The organism is Levilactobacillus spicheri DSM 15429 (genome assembly GCF_001435095.1).
Lineage (GTDB): Bacteria > Bacillota > Bacilli > Lactobacillales > Lactobacillaceae > Levilactobacillus > Levilactobacillus spicheri.
Genome location: NZ_AZFC01000035.1, coordinates 503,973 through 523,473, shown reverse-complemented (window position 1 = coordinate 523,473; position 19,501 = coordinate 503,973). Strand labels below are relative to the sequence as shown.

The following is a 19,501-nucleotide window of genomic DNA, read 5'->3' as shown; positions in this document are numbered from 1 at the left end:
TGCTCGGCGCAGTGCAGCGGCCAGCCATCCGCAATCTTGGTCGGCTTGCTCGCCGGCGTGGAGCGCGGTTATCGACAATTGAGGTACTTTTCGATTTTTCGAATTTGAAAATTCATTAAAACGGTTCCAAAGCGGAGCCGTTTTTGCCGTGGCGGTGGAAAATCCCCCCGGACCCTAAAAGTTCGATGAGAAACCTTGACCGACCAACATTTGACTGGTACATTAGAGAACAATATCTCCCAGGATTCCTAACCGAGCCTGAGACTAAAACACAGAGGAGCGATTAACGTTATGTCTAATTGGGACACGAAGTTTGCTAAAGAAGGAATCACGTTTGATGATGTGTTATTAATTCCCGCGGAAAGTCACGTACTGCCGGATGAAGTCGACCTAAGTGTTCAATTAGCACCGAACCTGAAGTTAAACGTGCCGTTCCTCAGTGCCTCAATGGACACGGTCACCGAAACCAAGATGGCCACGGCGATGGCGCAAAACGGGGGCCTCGGGGTCATCCACAAGAACATGACCACCGACAAGCAAGCCCAGATGGTGGCCGACGTGAAGGCCATCGAAAACGATGCCAGCCAGTATCCTAACGCCGCCGTTGACGCGAACAACCACCTGTTGGTCGCGGCCGCTGTCGGCGTGACGTCCGATACGTCCGAACGGGCCCACGCTCTGTTAGATGCCGGTGCCGACGCCATCATCATCGACACGGCCCACGGTCACTCCGCTGGGGTGCTCCGCAAGGTCGCACAGATTCGCCAAGAGTTACCCGACGCAACGTTGATTGCCGGGAACGTGGCCACGGGTGAAGGCACCCGGGCTCTGTTCGAAGCCGGGGTGGACGTGGTCAAAGTGGGAATCGGACCTGGTTCGATTTGTACCACGCGGGTCGTGGCGGGTGTGGGGGTTCCCCAGATCACCGCGATTTACGATGCCGCGAACGTGGCGCGTGAATTTGGCAAGCCTATCATCGCCGATGGTGGGATGAAGTACTCCGGGGACATCGTGAAGGCGATGGCCGCCGGTGGGAACGCCGTGATGTTTGGCTCCATGTTCGCCGGGACCGACGAAGCCCCTGGTGACGTGATCGAAGAAGCCGGCAAGAAGTACAAGTCTTACCGGGGCATGGGTAGTTTAGCCGCCATGGAGAAGGGGTCCAAGGACCGCTACTTCCAAGGCAGCGTCAACGAAGCCAACAAGCTGGTGCCGGAAGGAATCGAAGCTCGCGTGGCCTACAAGGGCAGCGTAAACGACATCATCTTCCAGATGATCGGTGGCTTGCGCTCCGGGATGGGTTACACGGGAAGTGCCAACATCCAAGCCTTGATCGACAACGCCCAGTTCGTCCGGATCAGTAACGCCGGGTTACGGGAATCTCACCCGCACGACGTTCAGATCACCAAGGCAGCTCCAAACTACAAGTAAATAAAAGCAGCAAAACGCTCGTCGACTGAGTCCGGTCGATGGGCGTTTTTTATTTTAGAGAGTGGGCCAAAAGGCGGTTAGCTGGCGAGCATTAACGGTGTCAGGCGGATAATCCCGATTTTGGATTATCTGGCTGACGGTGTTAAGCGGAACCAGCTGCCTTTGGGCGCACGTTTCGGCACCAGAGGTCCGAAGAATCAAAGTGCCGGAGACTTTGGTCCTAAATGCTTATTTGGCGAGTTGGGGGCACCTAGCTACCACTTGCGGGAAAACAAAAACGACCAGCTCGTCGTGAGCTGGTCGTTTAACATTCGGTTTAGAAATTCGAAATTTTAGCAAGCAGGTTATGTACGAACTAGTTGTTGTAGACACTCTCCAAAGCGGCTTTGTCTTGTTGGTCGATGGAAGCGTACCGTTCGCTGGCGAACATCACGCTGGCTTCGGACTTGGAGTGGCTCAGACCTAAGGCGTGGCCAATTTCATGGGTGGCAACGTTGGTGCGTTGCTTCTTGGTGTAGTTGTACTTGGTCAGCAACTTCTTGTTCAAGGTAGAAGTTGCGGAAACGATTTGGTTGTTGTCTTTCTTTTGGTAGTAAGAGTAGTTGGTGTAACCGGCTAAGTCATCGCCCTTAGTCTTCAACGAGTTGGAGGAAGTCAACGTGATGTCGGCGGATTGACCGCTCTTGGCAGGGACTAATTCAACGACCCCAACCTTGTTCCAGGACTTCACGGCGTTCTTCCAAACACCCTTGTAGTAGTTTGAGGAAACATCGGTCTTGTAGGTGATCGTCGTGGTCTTCCAAGCACCCCAAGTTGGCGTCTTGGCATTTTCGGCGGCGTTAACGGTTCCACCCAAGTTAGTTAAGGCTAAAGCACAGCTGGCAGCGACGATAGCGATTTGTTTCATAACTTTTGCAAACATGATTTTTAACCCACTTTCTAAAATTCCGAATGTTTGATGTTTTTTTAAACTTGCTTTCCTTTTGAACAACTATAGTATGCCTTGGATTGGACACCCTATGTTGGAACATCTTTGCCATTGTGGATAGTTTCGTGGGAACAGTTTTTGCAATGTGGGTATAAACGATAAAAATCGACCCCAAAATGGGGCAAAATGGTTACATATCGCGGGTTGTGGCTAGACACTCAAAATCGATTGTGCTCAATTCACCAATCAATTGATAACAATTGATTGGGAACTTCCCGGTTGGTTGTTTAAAAAACGAACCGGGGAGTGACGGTCAAAGGGGGTTCCTAATTCGATTAAAAAGTCCGAACGTTTCGAGAATAATGGCGTAAATTCATTACCTTATCACTGAAAAATTATGAAAATAAGTTTAGGGATGAAAGAATCCAGCCGTTACCATTCCCGCTATTAGTGGAAAGTTAAATTGAACAGGGGCGGGGTGGTTTTGGGGCGTCACCAATTCAGCTTGAAAACGAGCGCCAACTTTTCGGGACGGGACCCCGGCGGTAGCGAGGCGCTGATAATTAGTGTAAAATTAAGACTTGTTAAAAGGCCTTACGCCCAGTTAAAGGTTCGGCGGCGGGTCAATCTGGTAGTCCGATTTTTTGGTACACTAAGCTTAAATGCCGAGAACGACTGCTCGTGCGAAAGACAGCTGTTGTGAAGGAGAACTGACTTATGAAAATTTTGGTTGTCGACGACGACAAAGAAATTGCCCAATTACTCGAAATCTACATTAAAAATGAAGGCTACGAACCCCTGACCGCGTACAACGGGAAGGAAGCCCTGACCAAGTTGCACACCACCCCCGATATCGCGCTGATGATCCTGGACATCATGATGCCCGAGATGAGCGGTATCGAGGTCATCAAGGAAGTCCGCAAAGACTCCCAGATCCCGATCCTGATCCTGTCGGCCAAGACCGGCGACATGGATAAGATTCAGGGCCTGATCACCGGGGCCGACGACTACGTGACCAAGCCCTTCAACCCGTTGGAGGTCATGGCCCGGGTCAAGTCGCTGCTGCGGCGGAGCCAGGACCAGGTCACCGATGACAGCCCCGACATCCTGGATATCGGGACGTTGACCATCAACAAGGATTCCCACGAGGTCAAGACGATCACCGGCAAGACGGTGTCGCTGACCGCGCTGGAATTCGGGATTCTCTACCTCTTAGCGAGCCATCCCAACCGGGTCTTCTCGGCGGACGAGATCTTCGAGCGCGTTTGGCGGCAGGAAAGCATCGTGTCGGCCAAGACCGTCATGGTCCACGTGAGCCACCTGCGGGATAAGATCGAAGAGGCGACGAACGGCGAAAAGGTGATTCAGACCGTCTGGGGCGTGGGGTACAAGATTGAATCCCACTAATCCCACCAACATGAAGCTGACCACGCGTGAAAAAAGCGCCCTCTTTATGGAAGGCGTGGTCACCGTGATTCTGCTGCTCATGTTGAATTTAGCGTTACTCGTGCTGATCGTTCAGACCATCGAGAGCAACCCCGGGCTTCGCGACGGGATCTTCATCATTAAACGCTCCGTGGTGTTAGGTCCCCATCACTACCAGTTGTGGAGTTGGGAGAACCTCTTTATCGGCCTGATGATGATCGCCGACGCAATGGTGGTCTGGTGGCGCCTGATTCGGCGCTACCGGCAAATGCAGCTGCACCACATTATTGAAGAGTTGCACTACATCGCCAACGGTCACTTCGACCACCGCATCCCGTTTCGGGTCAGCGGCGACGTCCAACGCGTGGTTGATTCCGTCAACGCGCTGGTCGATTCCGTCATCCACTCGATGGATGAGGAACGGGCCATCGAAAAGTCCAAGGACGAGCTGATCACCAACGTCAGTCACGACATCCGCACGCCGTTGACCTCGATCATCGGCTACCTGGGGCTGATTGAGGATAAGCAGTACCATTCGCAGGACGACCTGCTGAAATACACCCACACGGCCTTTTTGAAGTCCAAACAGATGAAGTCGCTGGTGGATGACCTCTTCGAGTACACCAAGGTCCGGCAGACGGACACGCCGCTGAGCCTGACCAAGATCGACCTGGGTGCCATGCTGGAACAGCTGGCCGCCAGCTTCGAACTGGAGGCCCAGAAGAAGGGCATGGACATCGGGGCCAGCGACGACTCGGCCGACCCGTTGATGATGGAGGCCGACCCCGAGAAGCTGGTCCGGGTCTTCAATAACCTGGTCGCCAACGCCCTGAAATACGGGGACGGGGGCAAGCACATCAACCTGGTCGCCAAGCGGGTCTCGCCGGGAGAACTGGAAGTCCGGGTGACCAACGACGGCCCGAAGATTCCCAAGGCCTCGTTGGCGCTGATCTTCGAGCGGTTCTACCGGGTCGAGGAGTCCCGTTCCAAGGAGACCGGGGGCACCGGTCTCGGTCTGGCCATCGCCCAGAGCATCGTGGCGCTCCACGGCGGGTACATCTACGTCGAGTCGGACGATGCGCTGACCAGCTTCGTGATCCATTTGCCGGTCCAGCACGACCACCCGCTGACGGTGCCCCAACGGTTGAAGACGGGGACGCCGCAGTAGGCCGCGCGTTTTGCGGCGACCTTAAGGTTCAACGGATATCATGAGTTATCAGTAACAACCGCGGGCTGACCCGCGATTACATAAGACAGGAGAATTGAATTGTCATGAAACGTTTACGTAAATTTATCGTCGGATTGATTGCGGCGGTCACCCTGACCACCGGGGGCCTGAGTGCCGCGACGCCAGCCGTGACGGCCCACGCCGCGACTAGTACCAGCTCCACGGTCAACTTGAAAGCCAAGGCGGGCATCGCCGTGGACGCCAAGACCGGTCAGATTTTGTACGAGAAGAACGGTAGCCAGGCGCTGCCCGTGGCCTCGATGACCAAGCTACTGTCCATCTACCTGGTGCTCCAGGCGGTCCACAGCGGCAAGCTCAAGTGGGACCAGAAGGTGACCATCAGTAAGGACATCGCGAAGATCGCCAAGAACACCAACCTCTCCAACGTGCCGCTGCGGGCGGGCCACAGTTACACCGTCAAGGCCCTGTACCAGGCCTCACTGATCTACTCCGCCAACGGGGCCGTCGAAGCCCTGGGGAGTGCCGTGGCTGGGTCACCGCACGCGTTTGTCACTCAGATGCGGGCCACGGCCAAGAAGCTGGGCATGACCGACGCCAAGATCTACAACGCCTGTGGGCTGACCAACAAGCAGGTCGGTAACCTGGGCTACAGCAACCTGGCTGGCTCGACCGAAAACGCCTGGTCCGCCGAAGACCAGGCCAAGCTGGCCGTTGCTTTGCTGAACAAGTACCCCGAAGTGCTGAACACCACCAAGATCACCAAGATGTGGTTTGAAAAGGGGACCAACGACGCCACGAAGATGGAAAACTGGAACTGGATGCTGAAGGGGCTCAGCGCCTCCTACAGCAAGTTACACGTGGACGGCCTGAAGACCGGGACGTCTGACGCGGCCGGGGCCAACTTCACCGGGACGGCGAACAACGGCAACAACCGGATCATCACGGTCGTGCTGCACGCGGCCCACAAGTCCGAGACCGACCCATCGCGGTTCCAACAGACCCAAAAGATGATGTCGTACGTGTACAACAACTTCAAGACGGTCAGCTACCAAGCGGGTACGTCCGTGAAGGGGGCTAAGACCGTGACGACCCATGACGCGAAGGAAAAGACCGCGAAGACGGCCCTGGCCGACGACGTCAAGCTGTGGATCCGCAACGACCAGGTCGCCAGCAACGTCACGGCCAAGACGCAATTAAAGCGCAGCCTGAGCCAAAAGGGCGCGTTGGAGGCCCCGGTGGCCAAGAACCAACAAATCGGGACGGCTAACCTGTCGCTGAAGGGCGACCAGTTGGGCTTCCTGGGCAACACCAAGGTCACCAAGGTGCCGTTGAAGGTCACCCAGTCCGTGGAGAAGGCCAACGTCTTCGTCCGGCTGTGGCGGTCAATCGTCGCGTTGTTCTAGGCGTCGTTAGCTGAGCCTGGCGCTCCACGCCGGCGAGCAAGATGGCCGAGGTGGGCACGACTCTGAAGCCCACAAAAAGCGTGGTCTCCAGAGCTCGGCCTTGATGTAACCTGGTTGAGAAACACCAGGTAACATCAATTTCACCACGGCCATCAAGTCGCCTCTGTTGCGCTGACAGTGGACTAGGATTGCCACGAAGGGACGGACTGCGGTCCATCACGAGCGGCCTGATTTGGTTACTAACCTAAAAGTTTAAATATGACAAAAAATAGCGTGCTCGGCGATGATGGCCGAGCACGCTATTTGTTTACCCGTTTTAGAGGGGAGACGGTTTGCTGGAAACTCATTTTAACTGTAACTGGGCGTTATAGAAGCTGCGGTAGGCCAGGTAGCAGGCGATGATCGAGCCCAGGCTGGTCGCCGACAACAACATGAAGGTGACCATGATCTGGTACTTGATGGCCCGGACCGGGTCGACGCCGGCGAAGATCAGGCCGGACATCATGCCTGGGAGGCTGACCAGCCCCACGGTCTTGGCCGAGTCGATGGTCGGCGCCATCCCGGTCCGAATCGACTCGCGGACGATGGCGATGGACGCGTCGAGGGGATTGGCCCCCAGCGCCAGCCGTTCGAGGACGCCCTGGCGTTGGTCGTGGAACTGGCGATTCAGGTTGCGGTAGGCCAGGCCGATGGCAACCATCGAGTTGGAGGCAATCATCCCGGAGATGGGGATGATCTGCGACGGGATGAAGCGAATCGCGCCGGCGAGGATCAGCACGCCTAAGGTGACCCCGGTGCTGACGAAGATGGCCAGAAAGGAGATGGGCAGGGCGTTGGCGATGCCGGCGCCCCGCTTTTTGGCGTTCCAGGCGGCGTTAAAGATGATGAAGGCCACCATGGCAAACGTCAGGAAGACGTTGTTGAGCCGAAAGAGGTACTTGAGCAGGTACCCAACGGCGAAGAGTTGGACGATGGCCCGCAGCACCCCGATGACGATGTCGCGGTCGAGGCCGAGTTTTTGCCACAGGCTGATGGCCAGGGCGACCAGGACCAGGAAGGCGGCCCAGAAGAGCGACTGATTATTGACGGCTAGGTTCATTGGGCGACCTCCAATCGACCTTGGGTGACGTGGACCAGGTGCGGGGCGGCGTGGATCTCGGCGCTATCGTGGGTGATCATGATGGTGGTCAGCTGGTGGTCCACGTTGAGGTGGTGCAACCACCGGTGGATGCTGGCCTTATTGGCGTCGTCCAGGCCAGCCGTGACCTCGTCCAGCAGTAAAATGCGCGGTAAAAACAGGATGTTGCGGATCAAAGCGACCCGCTGGCGTTCCCCGCCGGACAGGTCGTCGACGGCCTGGTCCAGCATGTCCGCGGCCAGCCCGGCCTTGGTCAGCGCCTCGACGATGTGGTCGTGGTCCGGCGTTTGGCGGCGAATCTGGTAGGGAAAGTTCAGGTTGTCGGCGACGGTCTCACCGAACAGTGTCGGTTGTTGAAAACAGTACGAGACCTGACGGCGGTAGGCAATCGGGTCGTAGGACTCCAGGGGCTTCTCGGCAAACAGCAGGTCGCCGCTGGTCTTAGAAATCATCGAGGCCATGATCCGCAGCAGGGTGCTTTTCCCGCTACCGGAGGGGCCGGTGACCGTCAGCTCGGCGCCGGCGGGGATGGTCCAATTAATGTCGGTCAGGATCACCTTGTCCGGGGTCCGGTACCCGACGTGACGGAGTTGCATGAGGGGAGACATCGGCATCGCTCCTTTAAATATAGAAGAAATTTGGTGGGGCCAGATTAGTTAACCACCACAATTAATCTGATTAAAGCATAGGGCCCGGGGAAAGTCTAACGAAAAGACTGGTCGATGCAGAATCCGCCTTACCGGTTGGTCCTGAAGGGGCTGGAACGTGGTGGGCACGACTTGAAGCCCTGAAAGTGCCAGGTCTTCAAGCTCGGCCTTTGGGTAATCCGGGAAAGGACCCCGAATAACCCAAACGACACCACTGAGCCCCTTCAGGACCGCCCTCACGGCTAAATTGGCGGGCTTTCACCAGGACTAAAAGACAGTCGATCGTCTTGTTCGTCCAAGCCACCATTACGACCTTATCCAGTTGGGGATGAGGTTCTTTTTGGTTCTCCGACTATCTAGTGTCGAAACGGGTACCAAAAGGTAGCCGGTTCCGCTTAACACCGCCGGGCAGATAATCCAGATTCAGGATTATCCCCCCGCCGCCGTTAATGCTCGCCAGCTAACCCGCCTTCTGGCCCACTCTTACCAGTGGCTTATCCTGGGATAAGCCTTGAACCAGAAATGCCGTTAACGATTTTTTTATATTGGGGGAAACCCGCATTAATCGTTGATATGACGGTAACCTTACGAATTAAAAGATTGTGAATGGCCTGTTGCATTTTTGACAAGTCAAGTATTTCTGTGCGAAGATACTTTTATTATTAGCATAATTATGTGCAATTTTAAGGATATTTTGAGGATAGAGGGAGTTGGAACATTTGAACATGGTAAAAGGCGAATGGAGTTACATCCGTCATAATCGGTTGATCTTGATCTCCGTGTTGGCGATTATGTTTATTCCATTCCTCTACAGTATCTTCTTTCTACGGTCCGTCTGGGATCCGTACGGCGAAACCGGTGAACTGCCGGTTGCCGTGGTGAACCAAGACCAACCGGTGACCTACCAAGGTCAGAAGTTGAACGTTGGGAGTCAAACGATCACCAACCTGAAGAAAAACGATCAACTGGGGTGGCACTTCGTTTCTAAGGACGAAGCGGCTCAGGGGTTAAAGGACCGCAAGTACTACACGGTCATCACGATTCCGAAGAACTTCTCCAAGAACGCCGCAACGGCGCTGGACAAGCACCCGAAGAAGATGACGTTCACTTACAAGACCAACGCCTCCGCGAACTACATCGCGAAGGTCATGAGTGACGTGGGTGCCGATAAATTAAAGAGCGAAATCAGTGCCAAGGTCACCAAGGCCTACGCCACGGCCACCTTCGACCAGATCTACAAGGTCGGCAAGGGGATGGACAAGGCCGCCAAGGGCTCCGCGCAGTTGAAAGACGGCACGGTGACCCTGACCGATGGCTTGAACACCTACACCACCGGGGTCAAGACGCTGAACAACGGGTTACAACAGATGAAGACGTCCGTGACGCCACTGGCTAACGGAATTCAGAAGTTGTCGACCGGGGCAGCCACGCTGAAGTCCGGGCTAGCCCAGTACACGTCTGGTGTGAGCCAGTACACGTCCGGGGTGAACCAGTATACCGCCGGGGTCAGCCAGTTAGCGGCCGGGATGCCGAAGTTACAGGCTGGGACGAATCAGTTAAACTCGGGTGCCCAATCGTTGAATAAGGGTGTCTACCAATATGTCGATGGGGTTTACACGTTGAATACGGGCGTTAAGAAGTTGGGTAACGGTGTCGGACCGTTGGCCGATGGCGTTTCTAAGCTATACTCCGGTAGTACGTCACTGAACTCCGGGCTGTCTAAGCTGAGCAGCAATTCTAGCAGCTTAACGACCGGGGCTTCTTCATTGGCCGATGGCGCTAGCCAAGTCAGTCAAGGGGTCGCTTCTCTCCAAAGCCAGTTGAATGGCATGATGAGCGGCGATACGATTGCGCAGGTTTCAAAATTACAGACGATGATTGGTGAGTTACAATCTCTGTCGGGCAACTCACAAGTTGCGTCAATGAAGACGTTGTTGACGCCGGCATTGACCCAACTGGTTGCCGCTGAGAACCAGTTGAACCACGCCATCACGGCGCAAAAGGCCGCGGCTGCGAAGGTTCAATCAGCTGCAACGAGTGGTACGACGGCAACGACGACCACCGCGCAAAACGCTGGCGATAAGAGTGCGGCGGCTGGCACGAAGAGTGCGATTGCTGAAGCCCAAGCGAACATTACGAAGGCGGAAAGCGCTTCTGACGATAGTGCGAAGACGTCGGCCTTGAAGGCGGCACAATCTGCCCTGAATCAGGCACAGTCTGAAAATGGCAAAATCAGTGGGACAACGACGCAATCAACCAAGGCTGCGTCGAATACGAATGTGGCACAAGCCGCGAGTGGTTTAACGAGTGCAGCCGCTGCTGTTGCAGCCGCAACGAGTAACTTCCAGACGGCGATGACCCAGGTAATGACGGTGATGAACCAAACTGGAATCGACGACACGACTGCCCAAACGTTGAGCAACTTGAGCTCTGCCGCTTCTAGCGCGGACCTGGCAAGTCTGTCTAAGAAACTCTCGCAATTAGATGGGTTAGCTTCTAAGACGACGGACTTGCAGAAGTTAGTCGATGGGGCTAATTCCTTAAGTACCGGTGCAACGGCCCTGAACAAGGGGATGACCACTTATGCTTCTGGTGTGGACGCTGCCTTAGCCGGTTCCAAGCAGTTGAACACTGGCTTGGGATCCCTGAATGCGCAGATTCCAACGTTGAAGAATGGGATTACCCAAATCATGAACGGAACGGCGAAGTTAGCCTCAAACGGAGCAGCGCTGAAGTCTGGTGCGAGCCAATTGGCTGATGGAACTGGGACGTTAGCGAGTGGCCTGAATACGGCGGCTGCCGGGGTCAACAAGCTAAACGCCAATACGCCGAAATTAAATGCCGCTGGCAGCAAGCTCAATAGCGCCTCCGGTCAACTGACCAGTGGGGCGGGCCAACTCAGCAGTGGGTTGAACACCCTGAACAGCCAGGTACCAACGCTGACCAGTGGGGTCAACCAACTGGCCGCTGGGTCCGCTAAGCTGAACGCCAACAGCAACCAACTGATCCAAGGGGGCGACAAGCTCGCCAAGGGGAGTGGCACCTTAGCCAAGTCCCTGAAGGGCGGGGCCGATGAGATCAACGCTCAGCCGTTGACCAGCAAGACGGCCGACATGTTCGCTTCACCGACGAAGTTGCAACACAAGAACTACAGTTACGTGTCTAACTACGGTCACGCCTTAGCACCTTACGTGCTGTCCGTGGCGCTGTACGTTGGGGCCTTGGTCTTTAACTTCGCCTTCCCGATTCGGAAGGTCTCCCTGGCCGGCGGTTCAGCGACCGGCTGGTTCTGGAGCAAGGTTTCCGTGGGGGCCGTGGTGGCCTTTGCGATGGCCGTGATCGAACCTTCCCTGATGATGTTAGGCGGGTTAACGGTCGTGCACCCAATGCAACTGATCATCCTGTCCATTGCGTTCTCGGAAGCGTCGATGTTTATCGTCATGTTCCTGTCGATGCTCCTGGACAACCCGGGCCGGTTCATTGCGATGGTCCTGTTGATGCTGCAACTGGGTGGTTCCGGTGGGACCTTCCCAATGGAAGTCACCAACCACTTCTACAACGTGGTGCACCCATTCTTGCCAATGACTTACTCGATCTTAGGATTCCGGCAAGCCATTACCGACGGGATGGGCAGTGGCGTTGAATGGCAAGCGGTGGGCGTGCTGGCGCTCTTCGTGGCGATTAGCCTAGCCCTGCTGTTCCCAACCATGCACTGGTTACAGAAGAAGCATCTGATGGGCGTGTCCCAATTAGATGACAACCAAAAACTCCAAGCCGTTGAGGATCCCAATAGCAACCAACATTCCTAAACGGTCATGAAATTGGCGGGGCCCGGTGGGTTCCGCCAATTTTTTTAAGCTAAAAGTTGCATGAAAAGTCGCTGAGAATTTTCACAAGAGTTCCCATCCTATTGGCATTTAACGGGGAAGGCCCTTGATAAATGTTCGGGTTACTGTATGAAAATCTTGTGAAACATGGTAGAATATCAGCGTGCGGTTTTATAACGCATTTCATAATTCAGAGTATTCGACGGAGGCAAACATTCTTGAATAAACGAAGGCTAAACCCCAAGCAAGTGCCCGATCCCGACGAACCGTTATGGCGGTCGACACTGCGGGTAGCCATGCCCCTCAACTTAAGTTACATTCCGATTGGGCTGGCTTGTGGGATTTTGCTGCATGCGGCAGGGTTTAACACCTTACTGACGGGATTGGTATCCATTCTGATCTTTTCCGGTGGGGCGCAATTCCTGATTGCCACGATGCTGACAATTAACTCGCCACTACTTTCAATTGTCTTGATGCTGTTTTTCTTAGAGTTACGGTATGCTTTATTGAGTTCGAGTCTATCGCCCTATTTAAAGGGGCAATCCAACCGGTTCCTCTTTTTCTTCGCGGTGTCCTTAAACGATGAAAACTACGCCATCAACTACCTGAAGTTCGCGACCGATAAGAAGTGGACGGGGAAGGAAGCGCTGATGGTCGAGCACTACTCGTTGCTGTTCTGGGCGCTGAGTAACCTGATTGGGAGTCTGATCGGGAGTGCCTTGAAGATCGACCTGGGGATCGTCAACTTCGCGTTAACGGCGCTGTTCTTGTACATGATCGTCATGCAGATCAAGAACCGCCTGACGCTGCTGATCTGTGTCATCGCGGGGCTGTTAGCGGCCCTGTGCATGATGATCGTCAAGAGTACCTTGGGATTGGTTATTTCGACGATTATCGCGTCACTGATTGGGTTTGCGCTGGAGTCGACGCTGCGCAAGTACCTGCCCGAGAGTCATTGGCTCTGGAAGTTGCGGAGCCCGGGGGCGAAAAAGTCGGCTGTTGAAGGTTCGGACGGAAAATAAGGATGCAGGGAGAAGTTTATGACTACAGTTAATACTTGGACCACAACGCAACATTTTTGGCTCGTCATTCTCGGCTTTTTCGTGGCCTTTGCGCCGCGGTTTCTGCCATTGATGTTGTTTACCAAGCGGGAGATTCCCGAATGGTTCAACGAGTGGATGAAGTACGTCCCCGTGTCGTTGTTTACGGCGCTGGTCGTGAAGGATATCTTCATCGATAGTGCGACGTACCAGGTGATGTTCACCCAGATTCCTGAAATGCTCGCGTCGGTCATCGTGATCGTCGTGGCGTACCGGACCCGTTCCATGGCCATCTCGGTCATCGTCGGCCTGCTCGGGGTGTTCCTATTATCGCTCGCCCTCTAGCATGTAAATCGTTATAGCAAATTAACCAACGTCTGTCTGGCTGCCGCCAGGGAGGCGTTTTTTCGTGGGCTGATGGTAATTAAAAAGAGCCGGGGACAAAGGTCTCCGGCTCTTTGATGGTTCAATAATTGGTGTCGAAACGTGCGCCAAAAGGCAGCTGGTTCCGCTTAACCCCGTCAGGCAAACAATCCAAGTTCAGGATTGTCTGCCTGACGACGTTAATGCTCGCCAGCTAACCGCCTTTTGTCCCACTCTTTAAAACGTGACGTGGTTGGTGAGCGGTAGCAGGACGCTGAACAGGAGCAGGGTGACCAGTAACGGCACGCTGAAGCGCCGCAGGTTGGTCAGCAGGGACTTGAGCCAGCAGACCAGGTACCGTTGGTCAGTATTGCCGGGTTCGCCCCAGGCGTTGCCCTCAATCGTTTCACTGGTCAGGTAGACCGCCGTGTAGAGAAAGGCGCAGAAGACCGCGATGAAGGCCAGGTAGCTCAGGCTGACCAGGGCGTGGCCTTGCATGACCACGCCGATGAACTGGGATAGCGCGGCGATGCCGATGGTCAGGCTCAGGAAGGTCAGCAGGGTGACCGGCCAGCGCATGGGGATGGTCGAGAAGACCAGAAACAGGACGATGACCCGCAGTCCCATCAGGAGGCTGGCGAGGAAGCCGTCCAGGCTCAACGCGTGAAAGCTGATGGGATTCGGGGTGACGATGTGCGTCACGGTCAGGGTGATCAACGTGAGGGCGAGTAGCAGGCTCCACACGGTGAGGACCCGGGTCGTGAAGCGGGAAATATGTAAACGATCCATGAGTAAACTCCTTCAGGGTCGGCGCGAGGCCGACGCAATTGTTGTTCCTTAAAGATAGGCTATTCGAGCGCATTCGTCAAACTGGGTTGGTCCGACTACCTGTTGGCCATGGGATTGGCAACGTGGTGGAGGCTGGTGCAACGTGGTGTCGGCTTCATTCCCCCGAGGTGGGCACGATTCTGAAACCTCGCCCCAAACCGGCGAGTTTCCAGAACTCGGCCTGATTGTAAGCCAGCCAAAAACGCTGACTAACAATCATTTCACCACGGGGGAAAACGCCGACACCACGTTGCGGGATGGATGATGACCTGACCAACGGTGGAAAGTGGGAAACACAGTCGTTACGGCGATAGTCACCAGCCTTTTGTTGCTGAGCACATCAAGCATAGACTTTGATAAGCGACTCACTCGTCATGGCTAACACTCACGATGCCATGAACAGAAAGAAACGTAATCGTTACTTTGGTGGCTGACATTGGCCTGCACTGGATTCACGAGATAGTAGCCAGTCAGTCTCGTTTAAGAGGGTCAACACACTATGTTAGCGAAACAGAGGCGACTTGATGGTCGTGGTGAAATTGATGTTACCGGGTGTTCTTTACCCGGTTACATCAAGGCCGAGTTCTGGAGACCTGTGTGGGTTTCACAGGGCTTCAGAATCGTGCCCACCACGACCATCTTGCTCGCCGGCGTGGAGCGGCTGACTATCTCTATCTTGGATTTTAGAGTGGTTTTTTATCAATGAAGCACAAAAAACGGCTCAACCACCCCGGTGATCAATCCGGGGCGGCTGAGCCGTTTAGTGAAGGACCAATCCGCGGTCGGTCCTCGTTGATTTAATCTGTTACTTTATCCTGATCGGCGTACATGTAGTCCCGCGTCATCGGAAGCATCCGGGCTGAAGGCCCCTTCGAGATCAAATACTGAATCACGTCAATGTTACCAGATTTGAAGGACGCTGCGCAAGCTTGAAGATACAGATCCCACATCCGGACGAACTTGTCGTCGAACATCTTGGTGACTTCATCACGGTGCTGGTTGAAGTTCTGGTCCCAGATCTCGACGGTCTTTTGGTAGTGCCGCCGCAGGGGTTCCATGTCGTCAATCTGCAAGCCGTTCTCGATGATGTGGGTGGTGTTTTCCACCAGCCCTGGCACGTAGCCACCCGGGAAGATCCACTTGTTCAACCAACCGTTGTTGGCGCCACCCTGTTGCCGGGTGATTCCGTGGATTAAAGCGACCCCGTCGTTCATCAGGTACTTTTGCACGCAGTTGAAGTATTCGCCCAGGTTCTCGGCACCGACGTGTTCGAACATCCCCACGGAGGTGATGTAGTCCCATTGTTCGGTCCCCAGTTCCCGGTAGTCTTCCAACCGAACCTCGGCGACGTCTTGGAGACCTTCGTCTTGGATCCGTTGGTTCACGTAATCGAACTGTTCCTGGCTCAGCGTGATTCCGGTGACGTGCAGGCCGTATTCCTTGGCCGCCGTCAGCATCAGGGTTCCCCAGCCACACCCAATGTCTAAGAGGGTCTTACCTGGTTGGGGGTTCAGCTTCTTGATGATGTGGTGGACCTTGTTGACTTGGGCGGTCTCCAGGTCATCGTCGGGCGTCTCGAAGTAGGCACACGAGTAAGTCATCGTGTCGTCTAACCAGAGTTGGTAGAAGTTGTTCCCGATGTCGTAGTGGTTCTGAACGTCGGCCTTGCTTTCCTTTTCGGTGTGCTTTTGCTTCGGCAGGAAGTGGATGTACTTCTTGTTGTGGAAGAAGCTATCGGCATTTTCATACGCCGCGGTCAGCAGGTCTTCGATGCTTCCATCGATTTCGATTGTCCCGTCCATGATGGCTTCACCCAGCGCGATGGACGCGTTCCGGGAGATTTCCTTGATGGGAATCGCCTGGTGGATGGTGATCGTGTTGGCCGGTTCGCCAGACCCGTAAACATCGCTGGTACCGTCCCAGTAGTTCACGCGGACGGGGATGTTAAAGGTGTGGCTCAGAAACGTCTTGTAAAAAGTTTTTTCAAGCATGTCAGAGATCCTTTCTCGTTTGCGGTGTCTTACGACAGGGAAAACAGAATTACTTAGCCATTATACGCCTAACCACCCCGGAAACGTAAGGGAGACATCTTGATGTAAGCGGTTAACCTTTTGGGGAGGGGATTCGTTGGTGGCGGGGGTCCCGATTAAACGGGTGGCGGCGCCGGGAAACCGCTGGTCAGACCCCGTTTTGACGGGCCCCGGCCAACTTTTCCGGGCGGTCTCAGCAAAAAGCACAGTTTTTCAGGGGAGCATGGTATAATGAAAGTACATTAACCAGCGGAGGTCTTTTACTGTGAAAAAATGGGTATGGGTCGTGGCAACCATCGTGGTAGCACTGTTGATTGGCGGCTACGCTTATTCCAATCATCATGCGACAGCCAAGGAATATGACGCGGCCATGACAAACGGGCGCACAGCCTTACAAGCTAAAAATTACACGCAAGCGGAGAGTTACTTCCAGAACGCCTTAAAGCGGAAGCTGAACGATCCGACGGCACAAACGTACTTAACGCAGACGCAGCGGTTCGTCTCGGGGGAAGACGCCCTGACGGCCCGGAAGTTTGCCCGCGCCGAGGGCCGCTACCAGAAGGTCCAGGACACCAAGGGCGGCTCGCCCGTCCTGGTCAAGCGCGCCAAGCAACGGTTGACCACGGTCAAGAAGATTCGGGCCAACGTGGCGCAGTTCCAGCAGATTCTGACCAAGGCGCAGGAACAAAACCAGGCGCTGAACTACGGTGCCTCCAACAACACGTTGGATGAACTCTTCAACAACAAGCAGTTCCAGCAAGCCTACTACAAGGGCCTGTACACGCGGGCACTCGCTTTGCGCAAGGCCAACAATGCCGGACAGACGTCGGCGGTCTCGAGCAACAGTAGCACCACGACCAGCCCGTCATCGTCTTCCAGCAGCACGACCGGGTCCACCAGTACCAGCAGCTCCAGTAGTTCTGCGTCGTTGACGTCGTCCGAGGCGGCGGCCGCCAGCAACTACCAGGGCAAGAACGAATACACGGTCACCAAGAAGCAGACCGAGTTGAACGGCAAGGTCATCACCGCCGCGCAGATCAGCGCGGCCCGGCAGACCATTAACGCGGCCGGTGGCGCCGCCGATGCGATGAGTGACCAGGACGTGCGGGTCGCCATGCAACAAGCCGACAAGAAGGGCCTGTCGCTGACCAAGTACACCCAAACGTACCTCAAGTAATTGCATGAATTCAACCAATGTTATGAAGCCAGTCGTCCCGTGGGGGTGGCTGGCTTTTTGGGTGGGCTGGTAAGGATAACTAACGAACGGTCGCGATATTTTTTCGCCTTATTGAGTGATACAGCGAACGAAAAAGTTCACGCCACAACTGATTTGGCGGGCCATGAACGCGTTTTCAAGCACGAAAGACGGGCGAGTCATTATTCACCCTAGATTGGTAAGGGTGGTTTACTATAGTACTAGGTCCACAGAGCCAATACACGATAAGGGGGTAAGGTGATGTGGCGCCAACTTAACCGTTGCGTGAAGATCTTGGGGGATCAAGCGTAACTACCGGGTTGTGGTCAATCCGGCGTCCCGTTAAGTCAGGTGTTCGGCATTACCGAAAATTATGATTATTAATAAGCACATCATGCGGACGACGAACGAAAAGCAAGTCTTACAGCAGATTGTGAACGAAGGGCCCATCTCGCGGAGTCAGATTTCGCGGAACCTGAGCTTGAACAAGGTGACGGTTTCCGATATTTACAGCGAACTCCTGCACGAAGGCCTGATCCGTGAAGTTGGTCACGGGGTCAGCACGCGGAACGGTGGCCGGAAACCGGTCATGGCGTTGCTCAACGTGGATTACGGCTTCGTTTTGAGCATCAACATCCTGCGGCAGCGCTTCACCATCCTGACCAGCCGCCTGGACGGGAAGTCCCACGATTACGCCAGCGTTTCGACGCGTAACGTGGACATGACCACGGTCCTCGACATGATTGAAGACCGCATCAACCAGGTCGTGGAAGACCACGAGAACCGGTTGTTAGGCCTGGCGTTTGGGCTGGACGGGACGATCGACGACAACCAGATCCTGGACGCGGCCATCAAGGGCCTGAAGAACTTCGACCTCGCCAAGTACTTTGGCGACAAGTTCAACGTGCCGGTGGTCTTGGAAAACATGGCCAACCAGGCGGCCATCTTCGAACGGGATTTTTCCGGCGAAGGGGTCTACGATAACCTGGTCGCCGTCACGATTCGGGACCAAGTCAGTGCCGGCATCGTCACCAACGGCCACCTGTACCGCGGTCACCGGGGCGAAGCCGGGGTCATCGGCAAGTGCCCGTTAGCCGATCGGTACACGGAGCAGAACCACGAGACGGTCAACCACTACGTTTCCGAAACGGCGGTCTTAAAGCAGATCATGGAGTGTCAGGGCATCAACCGGGTGGACGTCAACCGGATTCGGCGAGACTACCTGGGCCACGACGAGAAGTTACTGAAGATCTTAGACGAATTCACGTACTACCTGGCCAAGGTCTTGGCCAACATCTCCAGTAGTTTCGCGCCGGACGCCATCATCTTGAACGCGCCGATTCTGGAGCTGTTGCCGGAACTGATGGACAGCGTGCGCGGGTACGTCGACAAGCTGGCGATTCCGCGCAAGGCGCCGTTGCTCCTGACCAAGAACGCCAAGGAAGCGTCCTTGATGGGCGGGGCCTCGGCCATCGTCCACAAGGTCTTGGGCTTGGATGACCTCCAGCTGACGTTCCAGAACGAACGGAACGTGGTCATGGAACAGATTGAATCTTAAAATTGAATGGAACGGAAAAGCAGCGCCTGCGGGGTGCTGCTTTTTTTACGCCTCCCTGTCACCGTCCATTCTACGGGATGACGTTGTTGAAAGGGGCCGGTGGCGGCTTAGTTTTGTTAATGACTATTGCCATCAGGGATAGTTGCGTTAACGATGGGGGAAGACCGCCGCTTCACGCCGGCGAGCAAGATGGTCGAGGTGGGCACGATTCTGAAGCCCTGTGAAACCCACACAGGTCTCCAGAACTCGGCCTTGATGTAGGCCGGGAAAGAACCCCGACCAACATCAATTTCACCACGACCATCAAGTCGCCTCTGTTTCGCTGATACGGTGGGTAATTGGTCACCAACGGGACGAATTGGCAACTCGCTGCGTGGTTTTAATGGACCCCGCCGCGCTAGCATGGGCGTTCTGGTGAGCGTCGTTCAAGTCAGCGGGCCAGCCTGCTGCAACGTTGTTGGGCACGGCCATCCCGCAACTAGCGTCATGGTCATCATCC

The 19,501-nt window shown here is 55.1% G+C and carries 15 protein-coding genes; 10 read left to right on the top strand and 5 right to left on the bottom strand.

Annotated elements, in window-relative coordinates; genetic code table 11:
* The first annotated feature begins 291 nt into the window (after nt 1–291).
* Nucleotides 292–1,431: an IMP dehydrogenase gene (guaB, locus tag FD37_RS11225; protein ID WP_045806382.1), complete on the top strand. Its 1,140-nt coding sequence runs from the start codon at nt 292–294 to the stop codon at nt 1,429–1,431.
* A gap of 355 nt (nt 1,432–1,786) precedes the next feature.
* On the opposite strand, the gene FD37_RS11220 is transcribed toward guaB, so the two are convergent.
* Nucleotides 1,787–2,353, bottom strand: a complete 567-nt coding sequence (locus FD37_RS11220; RefSeq protein ID WP_056965330.1) for a matrixin family metalloprotease — start codon at nt 2,351–2,353, stop codon at nt 1,787–1,789.
* Between the two features lie 723 nt (nt 2,354–3,076).
* Between FD37_RS11220 and croR the strand changes: the two genes are divergently transcribed.
* From croR to FD37_RS11205, 3 genes are all read left to right on the top strand, one after another.
* A complete protein-coding gene (gene croR / locus FD37_RS11215; protein ID WP_045807369.1) occupies nt 3,077–3,766 on the top strand; it encodes a response regulator transcription factor CroR in 690 nt (229 codons plus the stop codon).
* Between the two features lie 10 nt (nt 3,767–3,776).
* Nucleotides 3,777–4,952, top strand: a complete 1,176-nt coding sequence (locus FD37_RS11210; protein ID WP_056965329.1) for a sensor histidine kinase — start codon at nt 3,777–3,779, stop codon at nt 4,950–4,952.
* A 104-nt stretch (nt 4,953–5,056) separates the two neighbouring features.
* Nucleotides 5,057–6,376 carry a D-alanyl-D-alanine carboxypeptidase family protein gene (locus FD37_RS11205; protein WP_056965328.1) on the top strand — a complete coding sequence of 440 codons (1,320 nt, stop codon included), beginning with the start codon at nt 5,057–5,059 and terminating at the stop codon, nt 6,374–6,376.
* Between the two features lie 343 nt (nt 6,377–6,719).
* Here FD37_RS11205 and FD37_RS11200 read toward each other — a convergent pair whose 3' ends face one another.
* Both FD37_RS11200 and FD37_RS11195 read right to left on the bottom strand, forming a co-directional pair.
* Nucleotides 6,720–7,475, bottom strand: coding sequence for an ABC transporter permease (locus tag FD37_RS11200; protein ID WP_056965327.1), 756 nt, complete (start codon nt 7,473–7,475; stop codon nt 6,720–6,722).
* Complete coding sequence (locus FD37_RS11195; protein WP_056965326.1) at nt 7,472–8,122, bottom strand: ABC transporter ATP-binding protein; 651 nt, start codon at nt 8,120–8,122, stop codon at nt 7,472–7,474. The genes FD37_RS11200 and FD37_RS11195 overlap by 4 nt, the downstream gene beginning before the upstream one ends.
* 764 nt (nt 8,123–8,886) lie before the next feature.
* Between FD37_RS11195 and FD37_RS11190 the strand changes: the two genes are divergently transcribed.
* The 3 genes from FD37_RS11190 (at nt 8,887) to FD37_RS11180 (ending at nt 13,373) form a co-directional block, all read left to right on the top strand.
* Entirely contained in the window at nt 8,887–11,970 is a 3,084-nt protein-coding gene (locus tag FD37_RS11190; RefSeq protein WP_225436351.1) for a YhgE/Pip domain-containing protein, read from the top strand.
* Nucleotides 11,971–12,284: 314 nt separating this feature from the next.
* Nucleotides 12,285–13,010 carry an AzlC family ABC transporter permease gene (locus FD37_RS11185; RefSeq protein WP_052957189.1) on the top strand — a complete coding sequence of 242 codons (726 nt, stop codon included), beginning with the start codon at nt 12,285–12,287 and terminating at the stop codon, nt 13,008–13,010.
* Nucleotides 13,011–13,028: 18 nt separating this feature from the next.
* Entirely contained in the window at nt 13,029–13,373 is a 345-nt protein-coding gene (locus FD37_RS11180; RefSeq protein WP_045807375.1) for an AzlD domain-containing protein, read from the top strand.
* A 255-nt stretch (nt 13,374–13,628) separates the two neighbouring features.
* Here FD37_RS11180 and FD37_RS11175 read toward each other — a convergent pair whose 3' ends face one another.
* Entirely contained in the window at nt 13,629–14,180 is a 552-nt protein-coding gene (locus FD37_RS11175; RefSeq protein WP_045807376.1) for a hypothetical protein, read from the bottom strand.
* A gap of 538 nt (nt 14,181–14,718) precedes the next feature.
* Here FD37_RS11175 and FD37_RS13180 point away from each other — a divergent pair.
* Nucleotides 14,719–14,925: a hypothetical protein gene (locus tag FD37_RS13180; protein WP_056965324.1), complete on the top strand. Its 207-nt coding sequence runs from the start codon at nt 14,719–14,721 to the stop codon at nt 14,923–14,925.
* Between the two features lie 91 nt (nt 14,926–15,016).
* Here FD37_RS13180 and FD37_RS11165 read toward each other — a convergent pair whose 3' ends face one another.
* Nucleotides 15,017–16,210 (bottom strand): SAM-dependent methyltransferase, encoded by a 1,194-nt coding sequence (locus FD37_RS11165; protein ID WP_045807377.1) that lies wholly within the window; start codon nt 16,208–16,210, stop codon nt 15,017–15,019.
* A gap of 304 nt (nt 16,211–16,514) precedes the next feature.
* On the opposite strand from FD37_RS11165, the gene FD37_RS11160 reads away from it, so the two are divergent.
* Together FD37_RS11160 and FD37_RS11155 are read left to right on the top strand one after the other, a co-directional pair.
* Nucleotides 16,515–17,426, top strand: coding sequence for a hypothetical protein (locus FD37_RS11160; protein ID WP_056965323.1), 912 nt, complete (start codon nt 16,515–16,517; stop codon nt 17,424–17,426).
* Between the two features lie 391 nt (nt 17,427–17,817).
* Entirely contained in the window at nt 17,818–19,002 is a 1,185-nt protein-coding gene (locus FD37_RS11155; protein WP_045807379.1) for an ROK family protein, read from the top strand.
* Nucleotides 19,003–19,501 lie beyond the last annotated feature (499 nt).

What these genes read in the sequence shown, in the direction of transcription:
- FD37_RS11180 (WP_045807375.1), top strand. Translation starts at nt 13,029, where the DNA reads ATGACTACAGTTAATACTTGGACCACAACGCAACATTTTTGGCTCGTC.
- FD37_RS11200 (WP_056965327.1), bottom strand. Translation starts at nt 7,475, where the DNA reads ATGAACCTAGCCGTCAATAATCAGTCGCTCTTCTGGGCCGCCTTCCTG.
- FD37_RS11190 (WP_225436351.1), top strand. Translation starts at nt 8,887, where the DNA reads ATGGTAAAAGGCGAATGGAGTTACATCCGTCATAATCGGTTGATCTTG.
- FD37_RS11165 (WP_045807377.1), bottom strand. Translation starts at nt 16,210, where the DNA reads ATGCTTGAAAAAACTTTTTACAAGACGTTTCTGAGCCACACCTTTAAC.
- FD37_RS11205 (WP_056965328.1), top strand. Translation starts at nt 5,057, where the DNA reads ATGAAACGTTTACGTAAATTTATCGTCGGATTGATTGCGGCGGTCACC.
- FD37_RS11220 (WP_056965330.1), bottom strand. Translation starts at nt 2,353, where the DNA reads ATGTTTGCAAAAGTTATGAAACAAATCGCTATCGTCGCTGCCAGCTGT.
- FD37_RS11175 (WP_045807376.1), bottom strand. Translation starts at nt 14,180, where the DNA reads ATGGATCGTTTACATATTTCCCGCTTCACGACCCGGGTCCTCACCGTG.
- FD37_RS11155 (WP_045807379.1), top strand. Translation starts at nt 17,818, where the DNA reads ATGATTATTAATAAGCACATCATGCGGACGACGAACGAAAAGCAAGTC.
- FD37_RS11185 (WP_052957189.1), top strand. Translation starts at nt 12,285, where the DNA reads ATGCCCCTCAACTTAAGTTACATTCCGATTGGGCTGGCTTGTGGGATT.
- FD37_RS11210 (WP_056965329.1), top strand. Translation starts at nt 3,777, where the DNA reads ATGAAGCTGACCACGCGTGAAAAAAGCGCCCTCTTTATGGAAGGCGTG.
- FD37_RS13180 (WP_056965324.1), top strand. Translation starts at nt 14,719, where the DNA reads ATGTTAGCGAAACAGAGGCGACTTGATGGTCGTGGTGAAATTGATGTT.
- FD37_RS11195 (WP_056965326.1), bottom strand. Translation starts at nt 8,122, where the DNA reads ATGTCTCCCCTCATGCAACTCCGTCACGTCGGGTACCGGACCCCGGAC.
- croR (WP_045807369.1), top strand. Translation starts at nt 3,077, where the DNA reads ATGAAAATTTTGGTTGTCGACGACGACAAAGAAATTGCCCAATTACTC.
- guaB (WP_045806382.1), top strand. Translation starts at nt 292, where the DNA reads ATGTCTAATTGGGACACGAAGTTTGCTAAAGAAGGAATCACGTTTGAT.